Source organism: Streptococcus suis, from assembly GCF_002960445.1.
GTDB classification, from domain to species: domain Bacteria; phylum Bacillota; class Bacilli; order Lactobacillales; family Streptococcaceae; genus Streptococcus; species Streptococcus hyiners.
In genome coordinates this window covers 1-267 of record NZ_POJD01000207.1, presented here as the reverse complement: position 1 = coordinate 267, position 267 = coordinate 1, and the positions used below count along the sequence as shown (strand labels likewise).

The window sequence follows — 267 nt, the reverse complement described above, 5'->3', positions numbered from 1 at the left end:
CTTGATAAGGTTGTACGTCGACGAACAACGGAGGAAACGAGTGATGAGATTCGTCAAAACTGGTTCAAGGCAGTTTTTGAACCTCGTAAGTAAGGAGTAGGCCATGAGAGAAAGTATTACCATAGCAGGCACAACCTACGAGTTAGCAACCAATGCCTACACACCAATTGCTTATAAAGAGCAGTTTGGCAAGGACTATTTCCAAGATCTCTTTTCTATGGTCAATAGTCAAGCTATCTTGGATAAGCTAGGCCAGTTGGAAGAAGG

At 43.1% G+C, this 267-nt stretch carries 1 pseudogene; it reads left to right on the top strand.

Annotation, left to right across the window (positions count from 1 at the left end):
• Positions 1-93, top strand: a pseudogene (locus C1G53_RS08550) (phage tail protein); the annotation flags it as partial.
• Positions 94-267: the final 174 nt, after the last annotated feature.